This window comes from Streptomyces alboflavus, assembly GCF_000716675.1.
In the GTDB taxonomy this organism is placed as follows: Bacteria; Actinomycetota; Actinomycetes; order Streptomycetales; family Streptomycetaceae; genus Streptomyces; species Streptomyces alboflavus.
The window spans coordinates 37996-64986 of record NZ_JNXT01000010.1 but is presented as its reverse complement, the minus strand read 5'-3'; the positions used below and the strand labels follow the sequence as shown (position 1 = coordinate 64986).

Sequence of the window (26991 nt, the reverse complement as noted above, 5' to 3'; positions counted from 1 at the left end):
CACCGCACAGCACACCCCGGCATACGAGGTCGCCGGTAGTCAGGTTCGCAGTGACGGCGGGTCCGCTCGTCATCGCCGCCGTCGTCTACACCGCGGTGTTCGTCTCCTTGTCCGGCACCTTCCCGGACAAGGTCGCCACGCACTTCGGCTCCGACGGACCCGACGGCTACATGACGCCCGTCGGAGCGTGGGGCTTCACCGTGGGCCTTTTCGCCATCGAGGTCCTGGCCTTCGGCTACCCCGCGTGGCGCCGGGGCGGAACGCAGCGCGCCTTACAGTTCAACGCCATCGCCTGCTGGGCGCTGGCTGGGCTCACGGGTTATCTGACCATCGCGCTGCTGTTCGCCAACCGGGGCCTCGCACACCCCAACTTGGTCGACTTCCCGTTATCGACCCATCTGCCGGCCGCCGCGGTCGCCGCAGCGCTGGCATCCGGTGTGGGCGCCACCCTGATGTGGAGGATCCAATGACCCCGCCGATCAATCTCTCTCCCGGCGAGAAAGTCGCCTGGAACCGCACTGCGGGTCTGACCTGGTTGTGGCCGGTCGGCGCCGTCCTCACGATCGCCGGGGTCGTCGTCACGGTCCTGACCGGGGACTCGACCGCCGCCTACGCCGGCATCCCCCTCGGCGTCGTCCTGGTCATCGTCGGCACCGTGCGGGTCAACGTGGACGCCTCCGGGGTGTCCGTCGCCCCCGTCGTCGCACCCTTCGTACGCCGACGCATTCCGCTGGATCAGATCGAGAATGCCTGGGCCAAGCGGACGACCCTCACCGAACTGCACGGCTTCGGCTACCGTATCCAGCCCGGGCGGCACGCAGTGGCCCTGCGGCCGGGTGACGCGCTGTGGCTCAAGCTGAAGAGCGGCCGCGAGTTCGTAGTCACCACGGACGACGCCGCCTCCGCCGCGGGGCTCATCGAAGCCCTGCTGCGTCGCGACGAAGACATGCGGAGTCTCTAGGTGCTCGTACGAATCGACCCCTCGCTGTCCACGCCGCTCTCCGACCAGGTCGCGTCCTCCGTACGCAGAGCCATGGCCGAGGGCGACTTGCAGCAGGGGCAACGGCTCCCCGCGGCGCGTGAGGTCGCCCGTTCGCTCGGTGTGAACATGCACACCGTGCTGCGCGGCTATCAGATCCTCCGCGACGAGGGGCTGATCGAGCTGCGGCCCGGACGGGGCGCGGTCGTCACCGCGGTCACGCCCCAGTCCCGGGCGGCGCTGTTCGAGAAGGCCCGTCAGCTGGTGGCCGACGCCCGCTCCATGGGCTTGTCGGAGGCGGAGACGCTCGCGCTGGTGTCGTCCTGCATGTCCTCGCCCGCGCAGGTGTGACGACGGCGTGGGGTCAGGTGCGCCCCCAGAGGGCAGCAGAGGATGACGATGCCCCCTGCCATCGCCAGCGCGAACGACCACAGCCCCATGATGAGGGCGATCATGAGGTGGAAGCCGAGCCCCGCCCACAGCACGCCCCAACGGACCCTCTGCGGAAGGAGCAGAGCGGCCGCGAGGAACATTTCGGTGGCCAGAGGTAGCCACGTCATCAGCGCGACTCCCAGCGGGATCGACACGACCCACTCGACCAGCGGGGCCAGCCAGGGCGGCGGCCCGAACTGCAGCGACGTACCCCAGTACCACATGGCTGTTCCGTCGGCCCACTCCGTGTGCGGGAACTTCGCCACGGCGGCCTGGAAGTAGAGAAACGACATCTGCAGCCTGAGCACCATGAGGCCGGTGATCCCGGCCATCGCCCAACCGCGCCGCACCCGTCCCCCGGTATCCGGCTCCGTGGTCTTCTGCCAGTGCCAGTGTCGCCGGTCCCCCAGCGCGGGCAGCGCAAGGAGCACGGAGAGGATGAGGCCGATCTGGTCGCCGCCATCGCCGATCGCTATGCCAGTGAACACTGAGAAGTTGACGTACGCGTGGGGCAGCGCGGTCAGCCGTGGCCGCCAGCCGGAGGCCACGACGAGGAGCACCAGGACACAGAGCCACTTCACCCAGATGAGCCCGGTGTACGTCTGGGAGGCATCGGGGACGAAGCAGAACACCGAGGCCGCGCCGGGGCCCTGGCAGACTGGGTGCGGGCCGAGCGTGGCCACCGGCCGGAACAGGGTCTCCGCGCTGGAGAACGTCAGAGTCCCGGCCGTACCGAGCGCCACCAGGGTGCGGGCAAGACCGTACAGACTGGTCCATGGCAAGGGCAGCGTGCGCGTACCCGTCAGCATGACACCTCCCACACAGCCGCCTTCTCCGGGGTGTGGGTCTCCTTCAGCAAGTCACGCCAGGCCCACGGCGTCGGCTTCATCTGCACCAGCGCCGCCGTACCGCAGAGCGAGGGGGCCGGTGAGGGGTTGGTGACCTTACCCGAGTTCGGCGTGCTCGCCAGGCAGTCCTCGGCGGTGCGCTCCTTGGTGCAGTTGCGCCACCTCACCTTCTTCCCCGCGACGCTGACCAGCAGCGCCGCCTCGATGCCCTGGGAGCGGGAGGCCCGGTCGAGCCCGAAGGCGTTGGACGGCTTCGAGTGCGGGGTCAGCCGCACGCTGCCCCACTTCCCGCCGTCCAGACGGTAGGGGGTGAGTTCAGCGTCCCTGGGGGACTTGGTGAAGAAGGCCCAGCCCTGTGGCGCCGTGCTGGCGACCGGGCGGGTCGTGGGTTCCTGCCAGGGCAGGGTGAGGACGTTCTCCGGCAGCGCGGCCTGTGCCACATAGAGAATCACCACCCCCCAGGCAGTGGTGAGGGCCGCCAGCCAGCGGCGTGACAGTGCCACGCGGTGGCCGGGCTCGTGCTGCCACGGTATGCGTTCGATCAACTGGTCTCGCTTCACAACAGCCCCGTCGGGAAAGGCGAGTCCGGCCACCCATGTCGGCCGGCCTTGCGTTGGCGTGCGGATCAGGCGTCCTTGAGGGCCCGCGTGAGCTCGGCTGTGACCTTCTCCTTGCCGAGCCCGTCACTGGTCATGGCCTGTGCGATGGCACGGAGGGGGACGAGGCGCGCGCCCTGGCCGCTGCCCGTGCCGTCCTGAGGCGGCTTGACTGCGATGTTCTGCAGGTTGATGATCAGTGCGCCCTGCGTGACGACCGTCAGGTTCGTCACGATGTCGAGACAGGTTCCCTTTCCGGCGCTGCCGGCTGCGGGAGCGTCGATCGGCAGGGACAGCGCGGACTGGGCCCGGCGCGGATCACCCGACCGCAGGTCGTCGGCGAACGCGGCGAAGAAGCCCGGCTCGACCGCCTCCATCCGGTCGAGGACACGTGCGGCGTGCCGCAGCGCGTCGGGGCTGTTGGCCCTGGCCGCCTGATTCTCGGGGACGTCGAACAGCTGACTGCGGGACAGCTTCTCGGCCACCTCGCCCTGACCGAAGTACAGGCCGGCGAACAGCTTCCGCCCGTCATCGGGCGGAGGGGCCACTGCGTGGGCGGTGGCGAGGGACCGGCCCTCCGCGGCGGCCGGAACGGCGAGTCCGACGGCTGCCCCTACAGCGACCATGGATACGGCGATACGCTTCACCGAAGAGTTCTCCTCTCGTGGACATACCGGCCGGAGCGCTCGTGGAAGGACACTCCGGCCGGGACACTGCACGGGAAGCGGGGCGCACAGCGAAAGGGACCAAGCTGTGCGCCCCGGGGAATCACCTCACGTCACCGGCCCCGGCCAAGGGCCGGCGACGTGAGCGTCAGGCCGCCAGACGCTGGGTCAGGTCGGCGATGGCCTTCTCCTTGGCGATGCCGCTGCCGGAGTTCTGCGGCGGCGCCCACAACTTGACCCTGTTGTACACGGCGGCAACGTTGACGGCGGCCACGGAGGTGACGACGTTCACGGCAGCGACGACGTTGACCGCGGTCACGACGAGGCCCTTCCCGTCGCCGAGCTCCTTCTTGAACGTCTCGGTCTTCGCCACCTCACCGAGGGCCTTGCCGCCCTCGATGAGGCCGGCCTCGACCAGGCGCGGGTCCCCCGAGGACAGCTGCTGGCCGAAGCTCTTGAAGAACCCGGGTCGGTCCGCCTCGATCCTGTCCAGGACCTTGGCGACCGCGGCCTTCGCCTTGGCCGTGTTGTTCTCCTTGAGGACCGTGGCGGAGCCGTTGAAGTACGGTGACCCGGCCAGGTCCTTGCCCGTCTCCCCTTGAAGGAAGAACGCGCCCGCGTAGAGGGCACGGCCGTCCTCGGCGGTGATCGCGGCGGGGGTGCTGCTGTCGGCCATCGCCTGTGAGGCGATACCACCGACGAGTCCGACGGACGCCAGGGTTGCGACGCCGGCTATGAAGCGCTTGGAACGCACAGAGCTCTCCCTAGTCGATTGAGTCCACTTGTTCGCGTTGCCTTCGATCAATCAGGCAACTTCACGAATCCTCGGATGGAACGTCGCATACGCAAAGCCCGGAATCGGTCATGCCGCATGTAGCTCTGGCGTGAATGAGGCGGCCTGTTGTGCTGCACCGCTGAAGGGCTATGGCATGAAAAATTGAATGAGTGCCGCTCAGGCCGTCGATCTGAGTTCGACGTGGCTGGTGGCCCCGTGATGGTGGGCCTCCTTGGCCATGTGACACATGGAACATTCGGGGTCGCATGGTGCGAGGTAGCGCCGAGGTCCTGGCAAGAGGTCTTGTTGTGGAGGTTCGTCAGAAGGGTTGGCCCCTGCTCCCGCAAACACTGCGGCAGAGCCAACCGGCTCACCGGTTAAGCGCCATACGAAGTCACTTTGACTCAAATGTCGCGCGGTAAGGCCCCCTGTTCACTCGCCCCATGGCAGCTCCCGCCCAAAGCCTCTGCGGCCGGCGACGTGCCCACCTGCGGCGCTCATCAGCGAAAAGGCACCTCATGCCACACCGCCGTCCGTGCCAGTGGCCGACTTCAGGAACCCGGCAAGGCGGTCCACCGCTCTCGGTCAGCCCGTGACGCACACGACCCCGCGACCGTCGCCCCCGTCGACGCGACCGCCCGCACCTCCGACAGACCGAAGCCTGCGCCAAAGAGCGCGCGGTTCAGCCGACCAGCAGCCTCCCGTGCATCGCGCCGGCCCGTCACGTAGTCCACGCCGGAAACCCACAGACCGCAGTCATCGCCCGCCACGTCGAGGCCGTCGCTCAGCCAGTCCTCACCCGCGCCAGTCACCCTGCCCACCTCTGCCTTGATCTGGATAGCGGATCCTCAACTCCCTTTGGCCAAGGCCCAGATGCACGACAGCGGCCCGGCACCATCAGGAACCGGGGACCGCTGCGTCCCTCTCCCGGACCACCCCAGTTGCTGCCAGGCGCGGGGGTGGTCCGGTCTCGGTATGAGGTTGTGAAGCGCGGCCACTCCTCAGGAAGGGAGCTCCCGAGGCGTCCGAAGGAGCCGCGCTCCTCGCAGCCGGGCTGGGTCGGCAACCAGCTGCAAATCCGGCTCGTCGCCCACTCCTCCCCGGTGCGCAGGAGGGCGTACAGGCAGCGACGGGCCGGAGGTCGCTATGGCGGCCGCTCGTCGGTCACGGCGTCAGCGCTCCGGATCGGCGACGAGGCAACGGCTTCCGCGTCCGGACCACCCCGAGCACCACTTCATCATCGACCCGGACAAGTGGGACTTCTACGAGATGGATGCCTACCGCCTCCTCGGAGACGACGAGCGCGCCGCCACCCACGCCCGGTCAGTGATCCGGATCAGCACGGGACCCGACGGAACCGAGATCTCGCCCATGCGCGCGGCAGAGGCCCGCCTCACCCTCGGAGTTGCCGCCGCTCGCACTGGCGAGATCGAGGAAGCGGTGGGCATGGGTACCGCAGCCCTTGAAGCCAACCGGAAGTCGCTCCCGTCCCTGCTCTTGGTCGCGGACGAGTTGGACAGAGAACTCCGCTCCCGCTACCCCCGCGAAGCCACAGCGCGCGACTTCCACGAGCAGATCACAACCATCAAGCGCGGCGCAGCCAGGCCGGAACTGCCCTTCTGACGCGCAGACCCAGGCGGCTCCTCCGCCGCTGTCTCAATTCTTACTCAGAAGATCCACTCAGTGATCGACCGTGACCGGTGAGTAGCTATACGTTTTCCCCGACCCGCCTGACCAGGCGAAACTAAGAGGGGGAAAACCATGCGCAGAACGTCGATGCGGCGTGTGCTCATACCGGCTGCGGCTCTTGTCCTCACTACGTCGCTGGCGGCCACTGCCAACGCCGAGGAATCCGCTGCGGACGCGGCGCCCGAGGAGGTCAGCTCCGAGCAGATCGCCACCGAGGAGACTGCCGACAGCGTGGTGGAAGGCCCCAGCATGTCGGCAGAGGAAGTAGCCAGCGAGGACAAGCTCGACGCTCTGCCCGAGGTGAGCGATGACGCGTCCGCCCCGCCCCGGTGCGACTACCCGTACAAGAAGTGGTACAAGATCACCAGCAAGAAGAATTACCACGTACCTTCGCGCTGGAACGGCACCACGTTCAAGGACGGCCCCGGCGGCACGATGAAGGTCAAGGTCGAGAAGTCCGGCAAGATCGGTGTCGAGTTGAGCGGCAGCGTTGAAGCCAGCACCAATGCCATCATCGCCAAGTCCAAGGTGACGTTCGGCGTCAAGGTCGTCGGCGAGGTAGGGGTCACTGTCGGCCACGAATACAGCCACGACATTCCTGCCCGCAAGTACGGCCACTTGCAGTACGGCTCATGGGGATACAACGTCAAGTGGACCAAGTACGCGACGAGTGCGGACCGTTGCGGCAAGGTGAAGCTTGGGTCAGGCTCGGCGAAGCTCCCCACCAAGTCGACCGGCTGGCGATACTGGTCGACGAGTTCATGAGTACCCCACAGCGGTACGCATGGGCCCTCTGCACCACGCTGACCCTCGCGCTCGTCGCCGGATGCTCGGGTGACTCGGACAGGTCGGGGGAGTCAACCGAAAAGGGCAGCCCAAAGCCCACCAGGACCGCACGCGTCCAGGACGATCCGAAGCTCGGCCAGCGCGTGAAGGAGGCGCTGGGCACGGACGAACTCGAGGACACCGGCACGTTGGTCGAATCCGGCCTCGAACGTGTCAGCGACGGTGTTCACACACGACCGAAGCTGTCCCCGGGAAGGTCGTACCAGGTGGCGGTCGCTTGCGCCGGGAAGGGCAAGATCAGCCTGTCCATCCGTGCGGAAAAGCACACTCGCGAAACCGTGGACTGCGACGGCGTCCCGGTGACGCAGCGCACTGTGGGATCGCGAAGCAATCTGGAGATCGACACGAGCGGGCTGCCCGGAGTCAGGGGCATGGTCGGTTGGCGCGTCAGCAAGGTTGCGAAGTAGACGCATCCGTCTGCGCAGCACCAACTGTGCCCCGCACCTCGAAGCAGGTGCGGGGCACAGCCCGTTAGCTTTCCCGTCTTGCCGCGCGGGCTACCAGCCGGGGTTCTGAGGGTGGCCTGCCGGAGCCGGGCCGCGAACAGATGCCGCGCTGAACGGCTGGTCCGTGGGGACGATGTCGCGACCAAGCGGCATGAGTGAAATCGGGATCAACTTGAAGTTGGCGAGGCCCAGCGGGATGCCGATGACCGTGAGGCACAGCAGGACTCCGGTGACGATGTGGCCGATGGTCAGCCACCAGCCCGCGACGATGATCCAGACCACGTTTCCGATGAGTGAGGCCACCCCTGCCGTGGGCTTCTCGACCGTCGTACGGCCGAACGGCCAGAGCGCAAAGCCAGCGATGCGCAGCGCGGCGATGCCAAACGGGATGGTCACGATCAACACGAAGCAGATGAGCGCCGCGACGGTGTACGCCAATGCCATCCAGATTCCGCAGAAGATCAACCAGATGATGTTCAGGATCAGCTTCACGATCGTTTCTCCTTCGCGGCCACCGCTCGTACCCGGCCCCACCAGTAGTACCCGATCTGGTCATTCAGATGTGCGACCCGAACCGGAACGGCCGTACATGCTCATGCGGAGTGTTGCGCAACCATCCCGTTCGGCCTCGCGTCGTTCCGCATCGGCCTGTTCGCACTGTGGCCCTTCGGGCGCAAGGCGGTCGAGCGCGCGGACGCGGGCGCGCCCTCGCTGATCGGCAACGTCCTCTGGCTGATCCTCGCGGGCTGGTGGCTCGCCCTCGGCCACATCTTCACCGGCCTGCTGCTCTGCGTCACGATCATCGGCATCCCGCTGGGCCTCGCCAACTTCAAGATGATCCCCATCTCGTTGCTGCCCTTGGGCCGCGACATCGTGCCCACGGACGAGCCGTTCACCGCCGGCCCGACGGGCGCCCCCGCCCCCGCAGGCACCCTGCCCCCGGCGAACCGGGACGAGAAGCGCGACTGGTGACGAGGGCCCGACGCCCCGCCGGAACGTCCCACCAACCACACCAGACCCCACGGTCACCGCTGTGTCATGCGCCGCACCCGCACGGCGCCCGGGAACCGCGCACGCCCCCCACAACGTCCTTGAGGACAACACCCCACGAAAAGGTACGAAGAGCCACCCGCACTACAGCACGCAAAGGCAGGTCACCATGGGCATCATCAGCTGGATCGTTCTAGGGCTGCTCGCCGGTGCCACCGCCAAGCTCCTGCTCCCGGGCCGCGACCCGGGCGGCTTCATCGGTACGACGCTGATCGGCGTCGCGGGAGCCTTCGTAGGCGGCTGGATCTCCGCGCGCTTCCTCGACCGCCCGATAGCCGACCACTTCTTCGACGGCGCGACCTGGGCCGCGGCCATCGGCGGCTCCCTCGTCCTCCTGATCGCCTACCGCATCCTCTTCGGCCACTCGCGCCGCTGACGACGACACAGACTGCAGCCAGCAGCAAGGGCGGGCACCCGATCCGGGTGCCCGCCCTCCGTCGTACCTCGGCGGACCGAACGGCCCACGAACTACCGGTAGTTCACGAACTTCCCGCATGATCGTCTGGCCTGCGAGCTAGCCCCGAAAGGGCCCGTGAGCTGCGAAAACTACCTCCAGTAGTTGCCGCCGCTTTCCGGGCCCTTTCTCGGTCTTGTGCCCTGGGTGTGCCCTCGGGGCACGACCGTTCACGCCCCGCCTTCCGCGGTGCGAGACGGGGGCATGGGTATCTCGTCGCTCCACCGCGGGCATGGGTACCGTGCTGAGGGACAGGCCCGAACGGATGGTGCCCCTATGCCCTGCCGACGGCACGAGTGCAGCGGGCCCGCCGCAGTCTGGAGGGTGCGCTGATGCTGGAGGAAGCCGAGGAGATCGGCCGCCGCGCACGCCGGGCGCGTCTGCGCCTGGGGATGCCGCAGGCGGACCTCGCCGCCGCACTGGGGAAGACCCAGGGGTGGGTGTCCAAGATGGAGCGCGGGCAGATCGAACTCGATCGCGTGGGGCTGCTCAACGCGATCGCCGCCGAGCTGCACGTCCATCCCAACGACCTGATCGGGCGGCCGTACACGAGTAGTCCGGCCGAGAACCAGTGGCAGGTTGCTGCGGCATCGATCATGCGGGAATTGCGCCGCTACGACCTCACCCCGGTATTCGACGGCATGCCTCGGCCGTCCGGTGAGCTGTGGCGGGAGATGACCCGCCTGCACCGTCTGCGGGACGCTGCGGCCAACGTCGCGATCCTGCGCGTTCTGCCCGACCTGCTGCGCGAGGCACGCGCGCTCGCCGAGGCGGCCACGGGCCATGAGCGCGAAGAGGCGTACGCGGTGTACGCGGTCGCCTGCAAGTTCGCCCACACCGCCGCGCACGCCCTCGGTCATGCCGAGTTGATCGCCATGGCCGCCGAGCGCGCCGCGTGGTCCGCTCGCCTCTCCGGCGACCCCGTCATGCCCTCGCTCGCCGACTGGATGCGAGTCTGGGACATGTGGGCAACGGCGGACTGGGCCGACTCAATCGCCCTGTCGGACAAGGCACTGGCCAGCCTCCAGGAGGACTACGACCGGGGCGCCCCGCTCGCCCTGCGGATGTGGGGCTCGCTCCAACTCCGGGCCGCCGTATCAGCAGCGCGCGCAGGACGGCCGTCCGAGGCCGACGACCGCATCAGCCACGCGCGTGCTGCCGCCGACCGCATGCGCGGCTACCAGGGGCCACCGGTCTACGACCGCCACTCAGTCACCTTCTCGCCCGGCAACGTGCAGATCCACGCGATCAGCGTGGCCCTGGAGACGGGGGAGCAGGCCAAGGCCCTCGCCATAAACCGCCGCACCAGCCCTGAGCTGGTCGCCGCCCTCCCCAACTCCCGCCAGGGGCACCACCACATGGACCTGGCGCGAGCGTGGCTGTGGGACGGCAGCCGGGACAAGGCACTCGCCGAGTTGGAGACCGCCGAGCGGATCGCTCCGCAGCTCGTGCGCAACCACCCCATCGCTCGCTCGACGCTCCGCAGCATCGTCTACGCCGAACGCGCGGCCACACGCGAGAAGCTGCGCCGCATGTCCGACCGCTTCCACCTGGACGGATGAGGATCGTATTCCTCGCCCTCATATTGGGCCCCTGACGCGCTCCTAGCGTCGGGGCATGACGCCACGACCAACACCTCATCTCCCTTCCCAGGGTGGGGAGTTAGGCACAGCAGCCCCCTTCATCCCCCGACTCGGCGACCTCGCGCGGGATGCCGCCCGAGACGGACGGATCGGTGTCGTTGTCGCCCTGCCCGACGAGGAGCGGCGCACCTACCACCTGCGCCCGCCCGGCGGCGGTGACGACTGGTCCGCTCCTGCCGACGGCACGACGCTGCGCCCCGTTCCCGCCCGGGCCACCCACGTCACACCGATACGACGGGACGCGGTCTACGACTCGCGGGCACAACAAGGGTCCCTGCCTGTCCAGGTCCACTACGAGGACGGCGGAGCCGGCGAGGCGACGCTCATCCTCACCCCTGATCAGATGGAGGTCTGGGCCCACCAGGTCGGCCGCCTCATCGATCAGCGCAACGGGAAGCGGCTGAGCAGTGAACGCGCGACACGCGCCGCGCTCTCCGCGCCCGACTCCCCGCTTGCATGACGCCATAGGACTCCCCGCCCGCCGCGTGACCGGACAGCCCTGCGGTGGGCGAGGGCGGCTGTGGCGCGCGCCGTAGCGCCTGGCCGCAGTCGCGCACCACCCACACGTCCGTTGCACCACCGACTCAAGGAGGCAAGGAACGTGACCACCATCCAAGAGCGCGCCACGATCGACGCGCGGAGGCTGATCAGCGCCGAGCTGCGGGCGACCCTCGTGGCCAACATGCGCGGCAGGTTCCCCGACCTGACCGAGGAGAAGGCAGACCGGGGCGTCGGACAGATGCTCGCGTTCGTCGCGGCGAGTGCTCACAGCGACAAGCTGCTCAGCCCCTCGCCCCTGGTGGACGACTTCTGGCACGCCTTCCTGCTCCACACCAAGGCGTATCAGGACTTCTGCGCGCAGACGTTCGGTGCGTTCGTCCACCACCAGCCGGGCTTCCTCGACAAGAGCGAGCACGGCGGCGGCAAGGCCCTGCGTGAGCGCACTGTGGACGCGATCACGCTCGCCGGGTACGAACTCGACATGGAGTTCTGGCCCGAGCTGAAACTCGCGGACTGTACGCAGTGCCACGCCGGGTGCAGCGACAGCCCGAACAGTCCGAAGCCGGTCTGACGCTCGGCACGCCCCCACGCCGGTCTCCGGTCTGTGCCACTCTGTGGCCGGACCGGAGACCGGTCCCGTTCGTCTGACGTGACCGAAGAGGGGAACGCAGGGTGGACCGCACCTCATGGCATGACCTGCCGTCGGCTGTACGCCGTGCCGCCGAGCGTCACACGGGGCCGGTCGCGCGGGCCGAGACGGCCAGCCACGGGGTGATGTCCCGCCTCGCCTGCACGGTGCACACCCGCTCGGGGCGACAGTTCGTGAAGGGCACGCGGCTCGACGACCCGTCGGCGTGGGTGTACCGGCATGAGGCGCAGGCGACACTGCACGCTCCGCTCGCACCCCGGGTGCTGTGGGACGTCGAGGCCGCCGGGTGGCTGCTCATCGGCTACGAGTACGTCGACGGCCGCCACCCTGACCTCTCACCCGGCTCGCCCGACGTCACCTCGCTCGTCCGTACGCTCACCGCCGTGTCCGAGGTGCCGTGGCCCGAGACCTTGCGGAAGAAGCCGCTGCACACACGGTGGGTCGACTTCCTGCCCGACGGCATCCCGGCCGGGCTGCAAGGACGCTCCCTTGCCCATACGGACCTGTCCCCGCTGAACATGCTGGTGACCGCCGACGACCGACTGCGGTTGCTGGACTGGGCACTTGCCTGCCCTGCGCCCGCGTGGGCCGACACGGCGTTCGCCGTCCTGCGCCTCATCTCCTCCGGCCACACCCCCGAGCAGGCCGAGGCCGTCGCCCGGCAGGTGCCCGCCTACCGCCAAGCCGACCCGTCCGACGTCGGGGCGTTCGCGCGCACCGTGCTTGCCGCGTGGGCGGACATGGAGCGCGCAGCCCCGCTGCCGCACCGCGCTGCGCTCACGGCCGCCGCCCGGTCGTGGGCCGCGCACCGGGGGCCGATCAGGGCGTGAGGTGTGGGCGCGTCAGCCTCGCGCGCGTGAGTGGAGGTTCGACCGGTCGCACGGGCGGCAGGCAGGTCCGTCGGTGTGACGCGAGCGGCAAGCAGCGCAAGGAGAACTTCGACAAGAAGGCCGACGCCGAGACCGCGCGGCCACCGTCAAGGCGGACCTCGACCGCGGACGTACGTCGACCCCGCAGCGGGCGAGACGAGGGCACAACGCGGGCCGCCGTCGAGGCTGTCCTCGGCGATGTGCCCCCGTTGTGCCCTGTGAAGTCTGCGTAGCAACGTCCGTGCAGGTCAGACCGGTTGATTACCGGTAGTTCACGAACTGCAGCGCGAAGTCGAAGTCCTGGCCCTTCAGGAGCGCCTGCACGGCCTGCAGGTCGTCACGGCTCTTGGAGCTGACCCGCAGCTCCTCGCCCTGGACCTGCGCCTTGACGCCCTTCGGGCCCTCGTCGCGAATGATCTTCGCCACCTTCTTCGCGTTCTCCTGGGAGATGCCCTCCTGGATCGTGGCGAAGATCTTGTACTCCTTACCGGACAGCTGCGGCTCGCCCGCGTCCAGCGCCTTCAGGGAGATGCCACGCTTGATCAGCTTGGACTGGAAGACGTCGAGGATCGCGTTGACCCGGTCCTCCGAGTTGGCCTCCATCAAGATCTTCTCGCCGGACCAGGAGATCGAAGCACCGACGTTCTTGAAGTCGTAGCGCTGTGAGATCTCCTTGCCCGTCTGGTTGAGGGCGTTGTCGACCTCCTGCCGCTCGACCTTCGAGACGATGTCGAAACTGGAGTCGGCCATGTCCTGTGGCTCCTTGTATCGGGGTCTGCGTACTCAGCGGGTACACGGCCTTCTAGTCGCCGACCGCATCCGTAAAGCCTAGCCACTGCCTCCCCTCCGGGTGCCGATCAATCGGGTGGCGAAGCACCCCCGGTCATCAGGTATCGTTTACGTCGTTGCCACGGAGCACCGCGAGAGCGGACAGCCCCAGGCGGCAATCCCTGGCGGTGTGCCCGAGCGGCCAAAGGGAGCAGACTGTAAATCTGCCGGCTTCGCCTTCCCAGGTTCGAATCCTGGCGCCGCCACATGAAGGAGACCCTCTCCGTCTTGCTGAGAAGCAAGCGGAGGGGGTCTTCTCGTTTCCTGGGCTCAGAGGCACTCAGAGGAGGTACTCAGGGGCCGGTTCGTTTCCCGGTCCAGGGGTCGGTTCCCGCAGGTCCGGCTCCGGCGTGGGCACACTGGGACGTATGTCGTCGTCCAGCTCGTCCCGTCGCAGACACTGCCCGGTGTGCCGTCGAGAAATCGCGGTCGTGGGCGGCAGGTTCGCCCGCCACGATCCGCCGGGGCCGCGTGGCGCCGGGGATCTCGTCTCGTGCCCCGGGTCCCGGCAGCACGCCCAGCTCGGCGCCGCGCAGCCCGCGCTCGACGGGTACGTGGTGCCGGAGTTCCCGGGGCAGCTGCCGCTGTTCTGACGCCCGGACAGGACAGCGGCACCCGTCACCGGACAGGACAGCGGCACCCGTCACCGGACAGCGGCACCCGTCAGTTGCCCGCGACCGCCTTCGCCGCCACCGACACCGGCGTCGAGCCGCTGACGAGTTCGAGAGTGAGCCCCGCCGTCGCCGGGGTCTCCAGGAGCTCCGCGAGCACCGCCGCCACGTCGTCGCGCGGGATCGGGCCCCGGCCGGTCGACGCCTCCAGACGCACGAGGCCCGTGCCCGCGTCGTCCGTCAGCATGCCGGGACGCAGGACCGTCCAGTCCAGGGCGGCACGGCCGCGTACGTACGCGTCGGCCTCGCCCTTGGCCCGCAGATAGGCGTCGAAGATCTCGTCGCCGGGGTGGTCGGGATCCGCGCCCATCGACGACACCACGATGTACCGACGCGCCCCGGCCCGCTCCGCGGCGTCCGCGAACAGGACGGCGGCGTCACGGTCCACCGTGTTCTTGCGGTCCGCCCCGCTGCCGGGCCCCGCGCCCGCCGCGAACACCGCGGCGTCCGCGCCCTCCAGATGCCGGGCGACCTCCTCCACGGACGCCGACTCCAGGTCGCACAGCACCGGTTCGGCGCCGGCGTCCCGGAGATCGGCCTCGTGCGCGGGGTTGCGGATGAGCCCTGCGGCTTCGTCACCGCGCGCGGCGAGCAGTCGCTCCAGCCGCAGCGCGATCTGACCATGACCTCCAGCGATGACAATGCGCATGCTCCCGACCGTACGGCAGCCCGCACGTGATCGCGGCCGGAACGCCCGTCACCAGGCCACATGCCGTACGGCCCACGCCCGGGAGGCGTACGTCCCCTCACGAGACCACCCCGCCCCCCTTCCCCCGCCCCTGCCGCGGCAGATCCAGCGCCACCGCGGCCGCCGAGTCGCAGTACTCCCGCACCGCGCTGGTCCGCGCCACCACGCGCCCCCTGTGCACCACCACGCGGCTGTACGCCAGCGACAGCGCCCCGGCGAGGGTGTCGCCGCGCACCGCGAGGAGCTCCGCGGGGAACCCCGCCTCCACCCTGACCTCGGCCAGCCCCATCGCCGCCCGCGCCGCCGAACTCACCGCGTCGTAGGCCTCCTCGGGGCGCAGCCCCTGCCGGGACGCGAGGAGGTACGCCGCCTCCAGCGGATCCCCGCGGCCCACCGGGTTCGCCATGTCCCGCAGCGCCCCGCTGCCCGCCGCGACCCGCACCCCGGCGGCCCGCAACAGCCGCACCGGGACCGCTCCGCCGTCCGCCACCCCCGCGTGCGCGGCCCCCGCCCGCGCCCCGTGCCCGGCCCCGCCGCAGTCGCCCTGCGGCAGGCACACCACCGTCACGCCGGCCGCCGCCAGCTGCTCCGCGGTCCGCGCCGCCACGTCGGAGGGCAGCCGCCCGAGCCCGCCGCACGGCCCGATCGCCACCCCCGGCCGCAACCCTCCTGCCGCCGCCGCGAGCCGTGCGAGACGAGCCGGATCCCCGCCGTCCGTATGCAGGTCGACCGCGCAGCCGTGCTCCGCCGCGAGGCCGAGCACCGCCTCCGCGTACCCCGTCGGATCGGGGTCCAGATCCGGACAACCGCCCACTACGGAGGCGCCCATCCGCACCGCGTCCCGCAGCATCGCCATCCCGTCGGCGCCCGCCACCCCGGTCAGCAGGCGCGGCACCGCCACTACGGAGAGGTCGACGAGCCCCCGCAGCGAGCGCCGCGCCTGGAGGACCGCGTGCAGCGAGTCCAGGCCCTGGACGTCACCGATCCGCACGTGCGAGCGCAGCGCCGTCGCCCCGTGCCCGAGCTGCAGCAGGGCCGCCTCGGTGGCACGCCGCTGCACGTCCTGGACGTCCCCGGGGACGGGGCCCTCCGTGAGGGCGCTGAGGGCCGTGTCGCTGTGCGCGTGGGGCTCCGCCGCCGCGGGCAGCAGGAGATGGCCGCTCAGGTCCACGCGCCCGCCGTGCGCGGCCAGGCTGCCCGCCGTGCCGACGGCCTCGATACGGCCCTCACCGAGCCGTACGTCCACGGTCCTGCCGTCCGTCAGGCGCGCCCCACAGAGCAGCAGCGCGGAGGGGGAAGGCGCGGTGGAGGGCGGTGCGGCGGGTGACGGGGCGGGTGACGGGCCCGGGGCGGGCGACGGTGGCGGGGAGCCCGCAGCGCTCTGGGGGGCGCGGGCGTCCCGGGAGCCGGGCGACTCCCCGGGGCCGGGGGAGTCGGGCGAAGAGGGCTGCTGCGGCTGGCTGTCAGGCATCGCGCTCCTGGTGCTCGGGGGCGGCTGCAGGCGGCTCGAGGCGTGCCGGGACGCGACCCGAGGGCGCGCGTGGACGGCGGCGTCGAGGCACGCAAGATCACGCAGCGCGGGTCGAGCCTAGGACGGCGGGGAGCCCGCTTCGCGGAGGAGCGCAATAGTCGTACTGCTGTGGTGCGAGGGCCTGGTGATCCCTGGTGGGGCGGGTGAGAAGGCCTTTTGAGGGGCGCTGCCATGCCCCCGGACGGCCCTGGCGAAACGGATTTGGGCGATCGGCGGGCGAGCGTGTAATGTCTTCATCGCTCGCCCCAATAGCTCAGTCGGTAGAGCGTCTCCATGGTAAGGAGAAGGTCTGCGGTTCGATTCCGCATTGGGGCTCTGATGTGTGAAGGTTCCTCGCTCTCGGGCGAGGGGCCGAAGCGCATCGCAGCGGTGTAGCTCAGTCGGTAGAGCAAGCGGCTCATAATCGCTGTGTCACCGGTTCAAGTCCGGTCACCGCTACCCTTCAGTAGCCGATTGTGGGGTCGGTCCTTCGATCGGCTACTCTTTTATGCGTTCATCCGTCCATCCGTCCGTCAAGGAGCACTCACGTGGCTGCCACCGACGTCCGCCCGAAGATCACGCTGGCCTGCGTGGAGTGCAAGGAGCGGAACTACATCACCAAGAAGAACCGGCGTAACAACCCGGACCGACTGGAGATGAAGAAGCACTGCCCGCGTTGCAACTCGCACACCGCGCACCGCGAAACGCGATAAAAACAGGCTAGTACTCGAGGCCGCCCCCGATCACTCGGGGGCGGCCTCGAGGCGTTTCCGGACCTGATCCGTCCCAGCGGCGGCCGTCCGGTCCCTCAAGAGAACCCAGCTGCCAGGAGGTGCCGAGCCATGGCGCTCGACCAGTCCTTCGTGGGGCGGTCCTATCCGCCCACCGACCCCTACGAGGTCGGCCGCGAGAAGATCCGCGAATTCGCGGTCGCGGTGGGTGACGCCAATCCCGCGTACGCCGACCCGGAAGCCGCCAAGGCGCTCGGCCACCCCGACGTGCTCGCCCCGCCGACCTTTGTGTTCGCGATCACCTTCAAGGCGGCGGGCCTGGTCATCGAGGACCCGCAGCTGGGTCTCGACTACAGCCGAGTCGTGCACGGCGACCAGAAGTTCGCGTACACGCGCCCCGTGTACGCGGGTGACCGGCTGACGGTGACCTCCACCATCGAGAACATCAAGTCGCTCGCCGGCAACGACATCCTGGACATCCGCGGCGAGGTCCACGACGCCGCCGGAGAGCACGTCGTGACCGCCTGGACCAAGCTCGTCGCACGCGCGGCCGAGCCCGCCGCAGAGGGGGCCTGACCATGACCGCGAAGATCGCATACGCCGACGTCGAGGTCGGCACCGAACTCCCGGCCCAGACCTTCCCGGTGACCCGCGCCACCCTCGTGCGGTACGCGGGCGCCTCCGGTGACTTCAACCCGATCCACTGGAACGAGAAGTTCGCGGTCGAGGTCGGGCTGCCCGACGTCATCGCGCACGGCATGTTCACGATGGCCGAGGCCATCCGCGTCGTGACGGACTGGGCGGGCGACCCGGCCGCCGTCGTCGAGTACGGCGTGCGCTTCACCAAGCCCGTCGTGGTCCCGAACGACGACAAGGGCGCCACCATCGAGGTCAGCGCGAAGGTCGCCGCGCTCCTCGACGACCAGCAGGTGCGGGTCGACCTCCTGGCCAAGAGCGGCGACCAGAAGGTGCTCGGCATGTCCCGGGCGGTCGTACGGCTGGCCTGAGGGGCGGCCACAGGCCAGTGGTCCGGTCCGTAGTAAGGGGCGTCCGCCATTGCGGGCGCCCCTTACTCATGCCTCTTACCTCGCCGGTTACTCATGCCTCGCCGACTCGTGCCCCGCTCGCCTTCGGAGAGCACCCCTTGACTAAGTTAGTGATTAGGCACTAACTTAGCTGCATGGTCAGGATGAGCGCAGAGGAGAGGCGCGAGAGCGTCATCCGCGCGGCGATGAGCGAATTCGCCCGTGGTGGGTATCACGGGACGTCGACCGAGGCGATCGCCAAGCGCGTCGGAGTCTCGCAGCCCTATCTCTTCCGGCTCTTCCCGGGCAAGAAGGCGATCTTCCTGGCGGCGTCGGCGCGCTGCCTGGAGGACACCCGCAAGGTCTTCGAGAAGGCGAGCGAGGGACTGCACGGCGAGGAGGCCCTGCACGCCATGGCCGTCGCGTACTCGCAGCTCATCGCGGACGACCCCGACAAGCTCCAGATGCAGCTCCAGACGTACGTGGCCGTGGCGGCCGCCGACGCCGCCGGGGACCACGAGTTCGGCGAGATGGTGCGCGCCGGCTGGATGGAGATCTGGGAGGCCGCGCATCTGCCGCTCGGGGCGGATGTGAACGAGACGACGACGTTCATGGCCTACGGAATGCTCGTCAACGTCCTGTCGGCCCTGAAGTTCCCCGCCGACCACAGGGTCTGGGAGGGCTTCTACATGTCGGCCCAGCCCCAGGAGAAGTCCACGCAGCCGTAGCGGCCGTGGTGGTCGCAGCAGCCCCAGTAGGCACGTAGTCGCGGTGCGAGGCTCGCGCCTCGTCATGCCCGCGAAAGTTAGTCATCAATTACTAACCTGACATCCGACACTCACCGTCCGGGGGAGACATGTCACAGCAAGCAGGGTCCCGCGGGGGAACCGTCTGGGCCCTCGTCATCACCAGCGTCGCCGGCTTCATGGCGGCTCTCGACAACCTCGTCGTCACCACCGCACTGCCCTCCATTCGCGAGGACCTGGGCGGCCACCTGGAAGACCTCGAATGGACGGTGAGCGCCTACACCCTCACCTTCGCCGTGCTGCTGATGTTCGGCGCGGCCCTGGGGGACAGGTTCGGGCGCCGCAAGCTCTTCGGCGTCGGCCTCTCGATCTTCACCGCCGCCTCCGCCGCGGCGGCCCTCGCCCCCGGCATCAACGAACTGATCGCCGCCCGCGCGATACAGGGAGTCGGCTCCGCGATCATGATGCCGCTCACCCTGACGCTGCTCACGGCCGCCGTACCGGCGGCCAAGCGCGGCATGGCGTTCGGGATCTGGGGCGCCGTCAACGGCCTCGCGGTCGCCAGCGGGCCGCTCATCGGGGGCGCGCTCACCGAGCACGTCTCCTGGCAGTGGATCTTCTGGCTGAACGTCCCGCTGGGTCTCGCCCTGCTGCCCCTCGCCCGGATGCGCCTCTCGGAGTCGTACGGCACCGGCGCCCCGCTCGACTTCACCGGCACCCTGCTCGCCAGCGGCGGCCTCTTCGGCATCGTCTACGCCTTGATCCGCGGCAACATCGACGGCTGGACCAGCGCCCCCGTCCTGACCGGCCTGATCGCCGGTGCCGTGCTGCTCGCCGGCTTCGTGCGCCACGGCATCCGCGCCAAGAACCCGATGCTGCCGATGCGGCTCTTCCGCAGCCGCGCGTTCTCCGCGATCAACGCGGCCAGCCTGTTCATGTTCGTCGGCATGTTCGGCTCGATCTTCCTGCTCAGCCAATTCCTCCAAGGGGTGCTCCACTACTCGCCGACCGAGGCGGGGCTGCGGATGCTGCCCTGGACCGGCATGCCGATGATCGTCGCGCCGATCGCGGGCTACCTCTCCGACCGCGTCGGCGGCCGCCCCATCGTCACCGCGGGGCTCGCCCTCCAGGCCATCGGCCTCGGCTGGTTCGCGGTCGTCCTGTCGCCCGACGTGTCCTACGCCGCCCAGCTGCCCGCCCTGATCATCAGCGGCGTCGGCATGGCCCTGTACTTCGCCCCGGCCGCCGCCCTGGTCATGGCCAGCGTCCGGCCGTCCGAGCAGGGCATCGCCTCCGGCGCGAACAACGCGCTGCGGGAGGTGGGCGGGGCGCTCGGTGTCGCCCTGATGGCCTCGGTCTTCTCCTCGCAGGGCGGGTACGAGTCGCCGCGGGCGTTCGTGGACGGGCTGGAGCCTGCCCTGTGGGTGGGGGCCGGGGTGGTCGCTCTTGGGGCTGTCGCCGCGGGCCTGCATCCCCGGCGGGGGAGCGCCGGCGGGGGTGCCTCGGTGGCCTCGGCTGAGGAGCGGGTGCCTGTGTCTGTGTGACGGGGGCCCTATGGGGCTGCGCCCCTCTCCCCCCTGTTGGCCCTTCGGGCCTCGTCCTCAAACGCCGGACGGGCTTTGACTGCCTCGTCCTCAAGCGCCGGACGGGCTTCATCGCCCCGTCCGGCGCTTGGGTGTCCCAGGGGCGTGCCCGCAGGCCATTGTTGTGTCGGCCGTACCCTGGGGGGCGTGCAGGTACTTCACGACGCCCCCCTTGCCCCGCTCACCACCTTTCGGCTCGGTGGGCCCGCCGCTCGGCTGATCACCGCGACGACCGACGCCGAGGTGGTCGCCGCCGTCCGCGAAGCCGACGACTCCGGGACCCCGCTGCTGATCGTCGGCGGCGGGTCGAACCTCGTCATCGGTGACAAGGGCTTCGACGGCACCGCCCTGCGCATCGCCACCACCGGCTTCGCCCTGGACGGCACCCGCCTGGAGCTCGCGGCCGGTGAGGTCTGGACGGACGCCGTGGCGCGCACTGTCGACGCGGGCCTCGCGGGCATCGAGTGCCTGGCCGGTATCCCCGGCTCCGCGGGCGCGACGCCGATCCAGAACGTGGGCGCGTACGGCCAGGAGGTCTCCTCGACGATCACCGAAGTGATCGCGTACGACCGCAAGGACCGCGAGACCGTCACCATCGCGAACGCGGACTGTGACTTCTCTTACCGCCACAGCCGCTTCAAGGCCGAACCCGACCGCTTCGTCGTCCTGCGCGTCCGCTTCCAGCTGGAGGACGCGGGCGGGATGAGCGCCCCGATCGCCTACCCGGAGACGGCCCGCACGCTCGGCGTCGAGGCCGGGGACCGGGTGCCCGCCGCCGTGGCCCGCGAGACCGTCCTGAAGCTGCGCGCGGCCAAAGGCATGGTGCTCGACCCCGAGGACCACGACAGCTGGTCGGCCGGGTCGTTCTTCACCAACCCGATCCTCACCGACGAGCAGTTCGCCGTCTTCCACGCGCGCGTGGCCGAGCGGCTCGGCCCGGACGTCGCGCCGCCCGCGTACCCGGCGGGCGACGGCCGCGTGAAGACCTCCGCGGCCTGGCTCATCGACAAGGCCGGCTTCACCAAGGGCTACGGCCAGGGCCCGGCCCGCATCTCCACCAAGCACACCCTGGCCCTCACCAACCGCGGCGACGCCACCACGGAGGACCTCCTCGCCCTGGCCCGCGAGGTCGTCGCGGGCGTCCGGGACGCCTTCGGCATCACGCTGGTCAACGAGCCGGTGACGGTGGGCGTCAGCCTGTAGGGCGCCCGAAGCCTCCGGAGCCTGTGGGGCTCGCAGGCCCCGGGGGACACGTCAGGACGCCAGCCACTCCTCGACCCCGGCCAGCAGCTTCTCCTGCACGTCCGCGGGCGCCGCCGACCCGCGCACCGACTGCCGCGCGAGCTCGGCCAGTTCGGTGTCGTCGAAGCCGTGGTGGGCGCGCGCGATCTCGTACTGCGCGGCCAGGCGCGAGCCGAAGAGCAGCGGGTCGTCGGCGCCGAGCGCCATCGGCACCCCGGCGTCGTACAGCGTCCGCAGGGGCACGTCCTCGGGCTTCTCGTAGACCCCGAGGGCCACGTTGGACGCCGGGCACACCTCGCAGGTCACGCCCCGCTCCGCGAGCCGCTTCAACAGCCGCGGGTCCTCGGCCGCCCGCACGCCGTGCCCGATGCGCCGCGCGTGCAGGTCGTCGAGGCAGTCCCGCACCGAGGCGGGCCCGTTCAGCTCGCCGCCGTGCGGGGCCGCGAGCAGGCCGCCGTCACGGGCGATGGCGAAGGCGCGGTCGAAGTCCCGCGCCATGCCGCGCCGTTCGTCGTTGGAGAGCCCGAAGCCGACGACGCCCCGGTCGGCCAACCGCACCGCGAGCCGGGCCAGCGTGCGCGCGTCCAAGGGGTGCTTCATGCGGTTCGCGGCGACCAGGACGCGCATCCCGAGCCCGGTCTCGCGCGAGGCCGTGTCGACGGCGTCCAGGATGATCTCCAGGGCCGGGATGAGCCCGCCGAGCCGCGGCGCGTACGACGTCGGGTCGACCTGGATCTCCAGCCACCCCGACCCGTCCCTGATGTCCTCCTCGGCCGCCTCCCGCACCAGGCGCTGGATGTCCTCGGGCTCGCGCAGACAGGACCGCGCCATGTCGTAGAGCCGCTGGAAGCGGAACCAGCCCCGCTCGTCGGTCGCCCGCAGCTTCGGCGGCGTCCCCCCGGTCAGGGCCTCCGGCAGATGGACCCCGTACTTGTCGGCGAGCTCAAGCAGCGTCGAGGGCCGCATCGACCCGGTGAAGTGCAGGTGCAGATGGGCCTTCGGCAGCTCTCTTACGTCTCGTACGCGCTCCATTCCAGGATCTTGCCGTACGCACCCCACGTCCCGGAAGCCGCTTTTTCCCATGGGGTACGCGCCTGAACAAAGAAACGGACCACCGCATCATGTGATGCGGTGGTCCGTTTCTCGTCCGGACATACGTGTCAGTCGCGGGCCTCCGCCAGCAGCTTCTGGATCCGCGAGACACCCTCGACCAGGTCCTCGTCACCGAGGGCGTACGAGAGCCGCAGGTAGCCCGGCGTCCCGAAGGCCTCGCCCGGGACCACCGCGACCTCGACCTCCTCCAGGATGAGCGCGGCAAGATCGACGGAGTCCTGCGGGCGCTTGCCGCGGATCTCCTTGCCGATGAGCGCCTTCACCGAGGGGTAGACGTAGAACGCGCCCTCGGGCTCCGGGCACACCACGCCGTCGATCTCGTTCAGCATCCGCACGATCGTGCGGCGGCGCCGGTCGAAGGCCTCGCGCATCTTGTCCACGGCCGTCAGGTCACCGGAGACGGCGGCGATGGCGGCGGCCTGCGCGACGTTGGAGACGTTGGACGTGGCGTGCGACTGGAGGTTCGTCGCGGCCTTGACCACGTCCTTCGGGCCGATGATCCACCCCACGCGCCAGCCGGTCATGGCGTACGTCTTCGCGACGCCGTTGACGACCACGCACTTGTCGCGCAGCTCGGGCAGCAGGGAGGGCAGGGACGTGCTGTGTCGATCTGCGCTCCCGCGCGTGGCCGCGTCTCCGTAGACGAGGTGCTCGTAGATCTCGTCCGTCATGACCCACAGGCCGTGCTCCAGGGCCCAGCGGCCGATGGCCTCCGCGTCCTCACGGCTGTAGACGGCGCCGGTCGGGTTCGACGGGGACACGAAGAGCACGACCTTCGTGTTCTCGGTGCGCGCGGCCTCCAGCTGCTCCACGGAGACGCGGTAGCCGGTGGTCTCGTCGGCGACGACGTCCACGGGGACGCCGCCCGCGAGGCGGATCGACTCCGGGTACGTCGTCCAGTACGGCGCGGGCACGATGACCTCGTCGCCCGGGTCGAGGATCGCGGCGAACGCCTCGTAGATGGCCTGCTTGCCGCCGTTGGTCACCAGGATCTCGGAGACCTCGGGCTCGTACCCGGAGTCGCGCAGCGTCTTCGCGGCGATCGCGGCCTTCAGCTCGGGCAGGCCGCCCGCGGGCGTGTAGCGGTGGTACTTCGGGTTCTTGCAGGCCTCGACGGCCGCTTCGACGATGTAGTCCGGGGTCGGGAAGTCCGGCTCGCCCGCGCCGAAACCGATCACCGGGCGCCCGGCGGCCTTGAGGGCCTTGGCCTTGGCGTCGACGGCGAGGGTCGCGGACTCGGAGATCGCGCCGACTCGGGCGGAGACCCGGCGCTCGGTGGGAGGAGTGACAGCGCTCATGCGCCCATCGTTCCAGACCCGAAACGGCCCCGACACACGGGTTTGGCGGACCGTCCCGATCCGGAGCCGGATCATCGTGTTCGACGGGGGGCCCAGGACCACGTACACTCACTGGTCGTTGGCCCTCACCGGCCGCACCTTCCAAGAGCACTCGGTGCACATGGTCGGATGCTGTAGGTTGGGGGAAATCAAAGGGTCGTAGCTCAATTGGTAGAGCACTGGTCTCCAAAACCAGCGGTTGGGGGTTCAAGTCCCTCCGGCCCTGCTACACACACCTTCGCCAGGATGTGTGCGCATGTACGTACTGCAATGCACCGCCGTGCGGCTCAACCGGGCGCGGCACGGCCACGACCCGGAATCAGGTGAGACGAGTGACGGACGCCGTGGGCTCCATCGACATGCCTGATGCCCAGGACGAGGCGCCGGACTCCAAGAAGAAGGCGCGCAAGGGCGGCAAGCGAGGGAAGAAGGGTCCGCTGGCCAGGCTGGCGCTCTTCTACCGCCAGATCGTTGCCGAGCTCCGCAAGGTCGTCTGGCCGACGCGCAGCCAGCTCACGACGTACACCACAGTCGTGATCGTCTTCGTCGTCATCATGATCGGCCTTGTGACCGTGATTGACTATGGGTTCAGCAACCTCATCAAGTACATCTTCGGCTGAGCCGAGAGCGAAGGGCGCCGCACCAGGCGCCCCTTTCGCGTGTTCCACCCCCATGTATCCAGGAAGAAGCAGCCACCGTGTCTGACCCGAACCTGAACGACGCCGTCGAGCCGCGCGCAGAGCAGGCGGAGTCCGTGGAGGACCAGCTCGACATCGTCGAGGCGGCGGACGCCGAGGACCCGGACCAGGCCGAGGCTGCCGACGTCGCCGCGGGCGAGCCCGCCGAGGAGGCGGCTCTGCACGTGGAGTCCGACGAGGAAGCGGCGGCCGGTGGCATCGACGTCGCCGAGACCGACGAGGACGCCGACGCGGCCGAGGCCGTCGCCGACGAGGAGTCCGACGAGGACGCCGTCGCCGAAGAGCCCGCCGAGCCGGTCGACCCCATCGCCGCCCTGCGCGAGGAACTCCGCGGCCTGCCCGGCGAGTGGTACGTCATCCACACCTACGCCGGTTACGAGAACCGCGTGAAGACCAACCTCGAGCAGCGCGCCGTCTCGCTCAACGTCGAGGACTTCATCTTCCAGGCCGAGGTGCCGCAGGAAGAGGTCGCCCAGATCAAGAACGGCGAGCGCAAGACCATCCGCCAGAACAAGCTCCCGGGCTACGTCCTGGTGCGCATGGACCTGACGAACGAGTCCTGGGGCGTCGTCCGCAACACCCCCGGTGTCACCGGCTTCGTCGGCAACGCCTACGACCCGTACCCGCTGACGCTGGACGAGATCGTCAAGATGCTCGCCCCGGAGGCCGAGGAGAAGGCCGCCCGCGAGGCCGCCGAGGCCGAGGGCAAGCCGGCTCCGGCCCGCAAGGTCGAGGTCCAGGTCCTGGACTTCGAGGTCGGCGACTCGGTCACCGTCACCGACGGCCCGTTCGCCACGCTGCAGGCCACGATCAACGAGATCAACGCCGACTCGAAGAAGGTCAAGGGCCTCGTCGAGATCTTCGGCCGCGAGACCCCGGTCGAGCTGAGCTTCGACCAGATCCAGAAGAACTAGCTCGAAGATCTTCGCGCAGAGCCCCTGACCGGCGGGAAACCGCTGGTCGGGGGCTTTGTCGTGGGCCTTGGCGAACAAATGTGTTCCACGCCACAACCATCGGGTGCCCCGGGCTGTCTCACTTGTAGACGGAAAAGCCCGGTCCCTTCCTCCACGACACCTCAGCACGCTTATGGGGATCCCTGTCACCATGAGCGGCGATTTGTGGTGCTCTGTGCGGGTATAGCGGCCGGGTTCCTGCACCGACGAGCAAGGGGGACCACCTGATGCGTGCCCGCAAGACTGCGATTGCTGCCTCCGCCTGCGCCTTCGTCCTGCTCGGCGCCGGCTCGGCGCTGGCCGGAACAGGACCCGCGCCCGCGCCCGACGCCAGAAAGGCCGCGCCCCAGTCGACCGCGCCCTCGGCCGACGGCAACCCGCGGAGCCTCAAGGCCCAGGCGGCCGGGGTCTGTTCCGACGCCTACCAGATCGGCACCACCGCGTACATCGACCGGAAGGGAGCGCACGCCGCGTCGGTGAAGCAGTTCTACTCGCCCAGGTGCAAGAAGAACTATGGCTACGTCTGGGTGTGGAAGAGCTTCCGCGACAAGGTCAAGGACTACGACGTCAGCACTGGCGTGTACAGCTACGCCCGGGACGAGGTCGTCGGTCAGGACTGGTGGAACGACACCAACGTCCAGGAGTTCTGGTCGCTGCCCGCCGACACCGCAGCGGAGTGCACCGCGGCGATCGGTGAGCTGCGCGCCCCCGGGGACCCGCTGCCGGGCCACGCCATGACATCCAAGCGCTGCTGAGCGCACCCGCTGCCCGGTGGTCGCAGCCGGGTGCCGAGGGCCGTGGGCCCCGCTCCGCGAGGGGTGGGGCCCGAGGTCTGTCCAGGTACTGGTTTGGGCCCCGCCGAGATACCCGTTATCGTAGTGCGGTATGCCTCCATCCGGATGATCGCGACTATCGATGATCATCGCCACGGATGCGGCTCAACACTCTCACTAGGACCCGGAGAGAGCAATGCCTCCCAAGAAGAAGAAGGTCACGGGGCTCATCAAGCTCCAGATCCAGGCCGGTGCCGCCAACCCGGCGCCGCCGGTCGGCCCCGCGCTGGGCCAGCACGGCGTGAACATCATGGAGTTCTGCAAGGCGTACAACGCCGCGACCGAGTCGCAGCGTGGCTGGGTGATCCCGGTGGAGATCACGGTCTACGAGGACCGTTCCTTCACCTTCATCACCAAGACGCCGCCGGCCGCCAAGATGATCCTCAAGGCCGCGGGCGTGGAGAAGGGCTCCGGCGAGCCGCACAAGACCAAGGTCGCCAAGATCACTCAGGCGCAGGTCCGCGAGATCGCCACCACCAAGATGCCCGACCTCAACGCGAACGACCTGGACGCCGCGTCGAAGATCATCGCCGGCACCGCCCGTTCCATGGGCATCACGGTCGAGGGCTGATCACAGCTCCCGACGGAGCC

Annotated in this window: 32 protein-coding genes, 4 tRNA genes and 1 pseudogene; 27 read left to right on the top strand and 10 right to left on the bottom strand. The window is 69.5% G+C overall.

Features of this window, described 5'->3' with window-relative positions:
• Positions 1-50 precede the first annotated feature (50 nt).
• From OO63_RS10365 to OO63_RS43365, 3 genes are read left to right on the top strand one after another with little or no spacing between them, the layout of a single operon-like run.
• Complete coding sequence (locus OO63_RS10365) at positions 51-470, top strand: DUF1648 domain-containing protein (RefSeq protein WP_030359064.1); 420 nt, start codon at positions 51-53, stop codon at positions 468-470.
• On the top strand, positions 467-961 hold the full coding sequence (locus OO63_RS45345; protein WP_051810727.1) for a hypothetical protein: 495 nt from the start codon (positions 467-469) through the stop codon (positions 959-961). Before OO63_RS10365 ends, OO63_RS45345 begins: the two co-directional genes overlap by 4 nt.
• Complete coding sequence (locus OO63_RS43365; protein WP_078619059.1) at positions 962-1330, top strand: GntR family transcriptional regulator; 369 nt, start codon at positions 962-964, stop codon at positions 1328-1330. It begins immediately after the preceding gene.
• Here the strand turns inward: OO63_RS43365 and OO63_RS10355 are convergent.
• The 4 genes from OO63_RS10355 to OO63_RS10340 form a co-directional block, all read right to left on the bottom strand.
• A complete protein-coding gene (locus OO63_RS10355) occupies positions 1237-2220 on the bottom strand; it encodes a sporulation-delaying protein SdpB family protein (RefSeq protein ID WP_033264008.1) in 984 nt (327 codons plus the stop codon). The genes OO63_RS43365 and OO63_RS10355 overlap by 94 nt on opposite strands.
• Entirely contained in the window at positions 2214-2804 is a 591-nt protein-coding gene (locus OO63_RS10350; RefSeq protein ID WP_051810726.1) for an SdpA family antimicrobial peptide system protein, read from the bottom strand. Before OO63_RS10350 ends, OO63_RS10355 begins: the two co-directional genes overlap by 7 nt.
• An 80-nt stretch (positions 2805-2884) precedes the next feature.
• Entirely contained in the window at positions 2885-3481 is a 597-nt protein-coding gene (locus tag OO63_RS42135; RefSeq protein ID WP_051810725.1) for a sporulation delaying protein family toxin, read from the bottom strand.
• Positions 3482-3668: 187 nt separating this feature from the next.
• Complete coding sequence (locus OO63_RS10340) at positions 3669-4274, bottom strand: sporulation delaying protein family toxin (protein ID WP_030359059.1); 606 nt, start codon at positions 4272-4274, stop codon at positions 3669-3671.
• Between the two features lie 1167 nt (positions 4275-5441).
• Between OO63_RS10340 and OO63_RS10330 the strand changes: the two genes are divergently transcribed.
• The 3 genes from OO63_RS10330 to OO63_RS43360 all read left to right on the top strand — a co-directional run bounded on the left by OO63_RS10330 (position 5442) and on the right by OO63_RS43360 (position 7237).
• Positions 5442-5918 (top strand): hypothetical protein, encoded by a 477-nt coding sequence (locus tag OO63_RS10330; protein WP_051810724.1) that lies wholly within the window; start codon positions 5442-5444, stop codon positions 5916-5918.
• 138 nt (positions 5919-6056) lie between these two features.
• Positions 6057-6749, top strand: a complete 693-nt coding sequence (locus OO63_RS10325) for a hypothetical protein (protein ID WP_234311207.1) — start codon at positions 6057-6059, stop codon at positions 6747-6749.
• The gene (locus OO63_RS43360) at positions 6746-7237 is read left to right on the top strand and encodes a hypothetical protein (RefSeq protein ID WP_051810723.1); all 492 of its coding nucleotides are present in this window, start codon (positions 6746-6748) and stop codon (positions 7235-7237) included. The genes OO63_RS10325 and OO63_RS43360 overlap by 4 nt, the downstream gene beginning before the upstream one ends.
• Positions 7238-7327: 90 nt before the next feature.
• Here OO63_RS43360 and OO63_RS10315 read toward each other — a convergent pair whose 3' ends face one another.
• Positions 7328-7768: a YccF domain-containing protein gene (locus OO63_RS10315; RefSeq protein WP_051810722.1), complete on the bottom strand. Its 441-nt coding sequence runs from the start codon at positions 7766-7768 to the stop codon at positions 7328-7330.
• Positions 7769-7888: 120 nt separating this feature from the next.
• Here OO63_RS10315 and OO63_RS10310 point away from each other — a divergent pair.
• The 6 genes and pseudogenes from OO63_RS10310 to OO63_RS10285 all read left to right on the top strand — a co-directional run.
• Positions 7889-8248 (top strand): annotated as a pseudogene (locus OO63_RS10310) (YccF domain-containing protein); the annotation flags it as partial.
• 187 nt (positions 8249-8435) lie between these two features.
• Positions 8436-8702, top strand: coding sequence for a GlsB/YeaQ/YmgE family stress response membrane protein (locus OO63_RS10305; protein WP_030359052.1), 267 nt, complete (start codon positions 8436-8438; stop codon positions 8700-8702).
• Between the two features lie 410 nt (positions 8703-9112).
• Complete coding sequence (locus OO63_RS10300; protein ID WP_030359051.1) at positions 9113-10342, top strand: helix-turn-helix domain-containing protein; 1230 nt, start codon at positions 9113-9115, stop codon at positions 10340-10342.
• Between the two features lie 55 nt (positions 10343-10397).
• Positions 10398-10883: a hypothetical protein gene (locus tag OO63_RS46700; RefSeq protein ID WP_234311206.1), complete on the top strand. Its 486-nt coding sequence runs from the start codon at positions 10398-10400 to the stop codon at positions 10881-10883.
• A gap of 141 nt (positions 10884-11024) precedes the next feature.
• Complete coding sequence (locus tag OO63_RS10290) at positions 11025-11495, top strand: glycine-rich domain-containing protein (protein ID WP_030359049.1); 471 nt, start codon at positions 11025-11027, stop codon at positions 11493-11495.
• 101 nt (positions 11496-11596) lie between these two features.
• Positions 11597-12403, top strand: coding sequence for a phosphotransferase (locus OO63_RS10285; protein WP_051810721.1), 807 nt, complete (start codon positions 11597-11599; stop codon positions 12401-12403).
• Between the two features lie 300 nt (positions 12404-12703).
• On the opposite strand, the gene OO63_RS10280 is transcribed toward OO63_RS10285, so the two are convergent.
• Positions 12704-13192 carry a YajQ family cyclic di-GMP-binding protein gene (locus OO63_RS10280; protein WP_030359047.1) on the bottom strand — a complete coding sequence of 163 codons (489 nt, stop codon included), beginning with the start codon at positions 13190-13192 and terminating at the stop codon, positions 12704-12706.
• A 202-nt stretch (positions 13193-13394) separates the two neighbouring features.
• Here OO63_RS10280 and OO63_RS10275 point away from each other — a divergent pair.
• Positions 13395-13476: transfer RNA gene (locus tag OO63_RS10275), tRNA-Tyr, on the top strand.
• Positions 13477-13638: 162 nt separating this feature from the next.
• Positions 13639-13863, top strand: coding sequence for a hypothetical protein (locus OO63_RS10270; protein ID WP_033263997.1), 225 nt, complete (start codon positions 13639-13641; stop codon positions 13861-13863).
• Between the two features lie 70 nt (positions 13864-13933).
• On the opposite strand, the gene OO63_RS10265 is transcribed toward OO63_RS10270, so the two are convergent.
• The gene (locus OO63_RS10265; protein WP_030359046.1) at positions 13934-14590 is read right to left on the bottom strand and encodes an SDR family oxidoreductase; all 657 of its coding nucleotides are present in this window, start codon (positions 14588-14590) and stop codon (positions 13934-13936) included.
• Positions 14591-14687: 97 nt separating this feature from the next.
• A complete protein-coding gene (locus OO63_RS10260) occupies positions 14688-16100 on the bottom strand; it encodes an amidohydrolase family protein (protein WP_030359045.1) in 1413 nt (470 codons plus the stop codon).
• 302 nt (positions 16101-16402) lie between these two features.
• Between OO63_RS10260 and OO63_RS10255 the strand changes: the two genes are divergently transcribed.
• The 8 genes from OO63_RS10255 to OO63_RS10220 all read left to right on the top strand — a co-directional run bounded on the left by OO63_RS10255 (position 16403) and on the right by OO63_RS10220 (position 21427).
• Positions 16403-16475: transfer RNA gene (locus OO63_RS10255), tRNA-Thr, on the top strand.
• Positions 16476-16525: 50 nt separating this feature from the next.
• Positions 16526-16598: transfer RNA gene (locus OO63_RS10250), tRNA-Met, on the top strand.
• Between the two features lie 89 nt (positions 16599-16687).
• On the top strand, positions 16688-16852 hold the full coding sequence (rpmG, locus tag OO63_RS10245; protein WP_003956487.1) for a 50S ribosomal protein L33: 165 nt from the start codon (positions 16688-16690) through the stop codon (positions 16850-16852).
• Between the two features lie 129 nt (positions 16853-16981).
• Positions 16982-17446, top strand: a complete 465-nt coding sequence (locus tag OO63_RS10240) for a MaoC family dehydratase N-terminal domain-containing protein (protein ID WP_030359044.1) — start codon at positions 16982-16984, stop codon at positions 17444-17446.
• Positions 17447-17448: 2 nt separating this feature from the next.
• Positions 17449-17877: a MaoC family dehydratase gene (locus OO63_RS10235; protein ID WP_030359043.1), complete on the top strand. Its 429-nt coding sequence runs from the start codon at positions 17449-17451 to the stop codon at positions 17875-17877.
• Positions 17878-18050: 173 nt separating this feature from the next.
• Entirely contained in the window at positions 18051-18623 is a 573-nt protein-coding gene (locus OO63_RS10230) for a TetR/AcrR family transcriptional regulator (protein WP_030359042.1), read from the top strand.
• A 128-nt stretch (positions 18624-18751) separates the two neighbouring features.
• Complete coding sequence (locus OO63_RS10225; RefSeq protein ID WP_030359041.1) at positions 18752-20185, top strand: DHA2 family efflux MFS transporter permease subunit; 1434 nt, start codon at positions 18752-18754, stop codon at positions 20183-20185.
• Positions 20186-20371: 186 nt separating this feature from the next.
• A complete protein-coding gene (locus OO63_RS10220; protein WP_030359040.1) occupies positions 20372-21427 on the top strand; it encodes a UDP-N-acetylmuramate dehydrogenase in 1056 nt (351 codons plus the stop codon).
• A gap of 51 nt (positions 21428-21478) precedes the next feature.
• On the opposite strand, the gene OO63_RS10215 is transcribed toward OO63_RS10220, so the two are convergent.
• Both OO63_RS10215 and OO63_RS10210 read right to left on the bottom strand, forming a co-directional pair.
• Positions 21479-22498, bottom strand: coding sequence for an adenosine deaminase (locus tag OO63_RS10215; RefSeq protein WP_030359039.1), 1020 nt, complete (start codon positions 22496-22498; stop codon positions 21479-21481).
• Between the two features lie 128 nt (positions 22499-22626).
• Entirely contained in the window at positions 22627-23877 is a 1251-nt protein-coding gene (locus tag OO63_RS10210) for a pyridoxal phosphate-dependent aminotransferase (RefSeq protein WP_030359038.1), read from the bottom strand.
• A 192-nt stretch (positions 23878-24069) separates the two neighbouring features.
• Between OO63_RS10210 and OO63_RS10205 the strand changes: the two genes are divergently transcribed.
• The 5 genes from OO63_RS10205 to rplK all read left to right on the top strand — a co-directional run bounded on the left by OO63_RS10205 (position 24070) and on the right by rplK (position 26971).
• Positions 24070-24142: transfer RNA gene (locus OO63_RS10205), tRNA-Trp, on the top strand.
• Between the two features lie 106 nt (positions 24143-24248).
• Positions 24249-24536, top strand: a complete 288-nt coding sequence (secE, locus tag OO63_RS10200; protein ID WP_030359036.1) for a preprotein translocase subunit SecE — start codon at positions 24249-24251, stop codon at positions 24534-24536.
• 77 nt (positions 24537-24613) lie between these two features.
• Entirely contained in the window at positions 24614-25528 is a 915-nt protein-coding gene (gene nusG, locus OO63_RS10195; protein ID WP_030359035.1) for a transcription termination/antitermination protein NusG, read from the top strand.
• Between the two features lie 266 nt (positions 25529-25794).
• Positions 25795-26322, top strand: a complete 528-nt coding sequence (locus OO63_RS10190) for a hypothetical protein (RefSeq protein WP_030359034.1) — start codon at positions 25795-25797, stop codon at positions 26320-26322.
• 214 nt (positions 26323-26536) lie between these two features.
• Positions 26537-26971: a 50S ribosomal protein L11 gene (gene rplK / locus OO63_RS10185; RefSeq protein WP_030359033.1), complete on the top strand. Its 435-nt coding sequence runs from the start codon at positions 26537-26539 to the stop codon at positions 26969-26971.
• Positions 26972-26991: the final 20 nt, after the last annotated feature.

What these genes read in the sequence shown, in the direction of transcription:
- OO63_RS45345 (WP_051810727.1), top strand. Translation starts at nt 467, where the DNA reads ATGACCCCGCCGATCAATCTCTCTCCCGGCGAGAAAGTCGCCTGGAAC.
- OO63_RS10355 (WP_033264008.1), bottom strand. Translation starts at nt 2,220, where the DNA reads ATGCTGACGGGTACGCGCACGCTGCCCTTGCCATGGACCAGTCTGTAC.
- OO63_RS42135 (WP_051810725.1), bottom strand. Translation starts at nt 3,481, where the DNA reads ATGGTCGCTGTAGGGGCAGCCGTCGGACTCGCCGTTCCGGCCGCCGCG.
- OO63_RS10330 (WP_051810724.1), top strand. Translation starts at nt 5,442, where the DNA reads ATGGCGGCCGCTCGTCGGTCACGGCGTCAGCGCTCCGGATCGGCGACG.
- OO63_RS10325 (WP_234311207.1), top strand. Translation starts at nt 6,057, where the DNA reads ATGCGCAGAACGTCGATGCGGCGTGTGCTCATACCGGCTGCGGCTCTT.
- OO63_RS43360 (WP_051810723.1), top strand. Translation starts at nt 6,746, where the DNA reads ATGAGTACCCCACAGCGGTACGCATGGGCCCTCTGCACCACGCTGACC.
- OO63_RS10305 (WP_030359052.1), top strand. Translation starts at nt 8,436, where the DNA reads ATGGGCATCATCAGCTGGATCGTTCTAGGGCTGCTCGCCGGTGCCACC.
- OO63_RS10300 (WP_030359051.1), top strand. Translation starts at nt 9,113, where the DNA reads ATGCTGGAGGAAGCCGAGGAGATCGGCCGCCGCGCACGCCGGGCGCGT.
- OO63_RS46700 (WP_234311206.1), top strand. Translation starts at nt 10,398, where the DNA reads ATGACGCCACGACCAACACCTCATCTCCCTTCCCAGGGTGGGGAGTTA.
- OO63_RS10280 (WP_030359047.1), bottom strand. Translation starts at nt 13,192, where the DNA reads ATGGCCGACTCCAGTTTCGACATCGTCTCGAAGGTCGAGCGGCAGGAG.
- OO63_RS10270 (WP_033263997.1), top strand. Translation starts at nt 13,639, where the DNA reads ATGTCGTCGTCCAGCTCGTCCCGTCGCAGACACTGCCCGGTGTGCCGT.
- OO63_RS10265 (WP_030359046.1), bottom strand. Translation starts at nt 14,590, where the DNA reads ATGCGCATTGTCATCGCTGGAGGTCATGGTCAGATCGCGCTGCGGCTG.
- OO63_RS10260 (WP_030359045.1), bottom strand. Translation starts at nt 16,100, where the DNA reads ATGCCTGACAGCCAGCCGCAGCAGCCCTCTTCGCCCGACTCCCCCGGC.
- OO63_RS10240 (WP_030359044.1), top strand. Translation starts at nt 16,982, where the DNA reads ATGGCGCTCGACCAGTCCTTCGTGGGGCGGTCCTATCCGCCCACCGAC.
- OO63_RS10235 (WP_030359043.1), top strand. Translation starts at nt 17,449, where the DNA reads ATGACCGCGAAGATCGCATACGCCGACGTCGAGGTCGGCACCGAACTC.
- OO63_RS10230 (WP_030359042.1), top strand. Translation starts at nt 18,051, where the DNA reads ATGGTCAGGATGAGCGCAGAGGAGAGGCGCGAGAGCGTCATCCGCGCG.
- OO63_RS10225 (WP_030359041.1), top strand. Translation starts at nt 18,752, where the DNA reads ATGTCACAGCAAGCAGGGTCCCGCGGGGGAACCGTCTGGGCCCTCGTC.
- OO63_RS10215 (WP_030359039.1), bottom strand. Translation starts at nt 22,498, where the DNA reads ATGGAGCGCGTACGAGACGTAAGAGAGCTGCCGAAGGCCCATCTGCAC.
- OO63_RS10210 (WP_030359038.1), bottom strand. Translation starts at nt 23,877, where the DNA reads ATGAGCGCTGTCACTCCTCCCACCGAGCGCCGGGTCTCCGCCCGAGTC.
- OO63_RS10190 (WP_030359034.1), top strand. Translation starts at nt 25,795, where the DNA reads ATGCGTGCCCGCAAGACTGCGATTGCTGCCTCCGCCTGCGCCTTCGTC.
- rplK (WP_030359033.1), top strand. Translation starts at nt 26,537, where the DNA reads ATGCCTCCCAAGAAGAAGAAGGTCACGGGGCTCATCAAGCTCCAGATC.